This is a genomic window from Elstera litoralis (assembly GCF_000963705.1).
Classification (GTDB): domain Bacteria; phylum Pseudomonadota; class Alphaproteobacteria; order Elsterales; family Elsteraceae; genus Elstera; species Elstera litoralis.
In genome coordinates this window covers 1-1,696 of sequence record NZ_LAJY01000309.1, presented here as the reverse complement: position 1 = coordinate 1,696, position 1,696 = coordinate 1, and the positions used below count along the sequence as shown (strand labels likewise).

Sequence of the window (1,696 nt, the reverse complement as noted above, 5' to 3'; positions counted from 1 at the left end):
TGCCGCTGTTCGGGATGCGCGTCGATACGCCCGCCCGTGCCGACGCTATGCGCCAAACGGCGGGCGATATTGCCCGGCGGCTGGGCGCTGTGCGCGATCTCGATGTTTTTTGCGGCGAAACCTGAGCCGGGCCGAGGCCGAGTTCCCGACTGAAGCCGGATGGGCCAATCTGAAAACCATCGCCGAAGCCCGCCGGGTCGCCGAAGCCGAGGTGCTGACCGAGACCGTGACGGGCTGGGATACAACGAATTTCCTGCTCGATCTGCTGCATTGGCGCGACGAAGCCGCCGCGCTGCTGCCCAGCGGTCCGGGCGCGGGCGAGGTGGCGCGCATGTTGCTTGCCGACCGCTGGCGGCGGGTCAACCGCCAAGGCAGCCGCATGGACCGCATCGACATTCCAGGACTGCACGAACTTAGAATTAAGATTAAGAAGCTTCGATATCTTGTTGATTTTACGAAATCACTCTTCGACTCGACCCTGACCTCCGCTTGGGAAGCGCGGCTGTCGCCCTTGCAGGATGCGCTAGGCACGCTCAACGATGGCGCAACGGCGCGCAGCCTGATCCGGGGGATGATGCCCGCCTTGGAAAAGGATGGGGCTTTCGCGGCGGGGTTGCTGATTGCCTGGGCCGATGGGCGCACGCTGCGGCATCGGAACCGTATTCAGCAGCTTTGGGACGATTTGGCCGAATTGCCGCCCTATTGGAAGGATTAGGCCCGTGTCGCTTTCCGCCTGGCTTGCCGATTTCATTACCCTCTTCGTCGTCATCGATCCGATCGGCGTGCTGCCGATCTATCTGTCGGCGATTGCCGGGATGAATAGCGCCGATAGTCGGCGGGTTGGGCGTTTGTCGATTGCCATTTCCTTCGGTGTGCTGCTGCTGTTCCTGCTGATCGGCCAAGCACTGCTGACGCAGTTGGGCATTGGTTTTCCGGCATTCCGTATCGCGGGCGGGGTGATTCTGTTTCTGGTGGCATTGAAGATGATTTTCGACGGCCACGAGGCGGTGCCGAATGAAGAGCGCAGCGCGGCGGTGAGCGAAGTTGCCGTGTTTCCCGTCGCCATGCCGGGCATTGCCGGGCCGGGGTCGATTCTGGCGGTCATGCTGATGGGCAGCGGCGGTACGGCAGGCTGGATCGACGAATTACGCGTCGCCTCCGTGATTGCAGCGGTGCTGGCGTTGACGCTGATCGTGATGCTGTTCGGCACGCTGCTGCGCCGCGTGTTGGGGCGGACGGGGATTCTCGTCGTCAGTCGGGTGATGGGCCTGCTGTTGGCGGCGCTCTCGGCACAGTCGATCCTCGATGGGCTGAAGCTGACCTTCGGGTAAACCTGCCCTTCAGACTCTTTTTGAATAATCTTTGATATATCGAACTTGCGTTCGGGAAAATTTCTGTTATCTTGATTTTCGATATATCGAAATAGCAACGACAGGCTATCGAAATATCCATCTCGCGCGGCGGTCCTCCGGCTTCTCGGACGGCCCGCGCCCTGAATCACACCTGAGGAATGACAAAATGACAGACTATGAGTATGGCTCTAATGCCGATCCGCGCACGGCGTGGGGGCGGGAGGGTTCGCGCCGCCACCATGATGGCCCGCACGGGCACTGGGCGCGGTTTTGCGAACACCTAAGGCACCGCCGACAGGGGCATGGGTTCAACGAAGAGGATGCGGCAGTGTTTGAGGATAAAC

General features: G+C 61.0%; 2 protein-coding genes. Both read left to right on the top strand.

Annotated features, from left to right (window positions below; all coding sequences use genetic code 11):
• The first annotated feature begins 109 nt into the window (after positions 1–109).
• The gene (locus VZ95_RS12340) at positions 110–715 is read left to right on the top strand and encodes a CHAD domain-containing protein (protein WP_045776112.1); all 606 of its coding nucleotides are present in this window, start codon (positions 110–112) and stop codon (positions 713–715) included.
• A gap of 4 nt (positions 716–719) precedes the next feature.
• On the top strand, positions 720–1,331 hold the full coding sequence (locus tag VZ95_RS12335; protein ID WP_045776111.1) for a MarC family protein: 612 nt from the start codon (positions 720–722) through the stop codon (positions 1,329–1,331).
• The last annotated feature ends 365 nt before the right edge of the window (positions 1,332–1,696 follow it).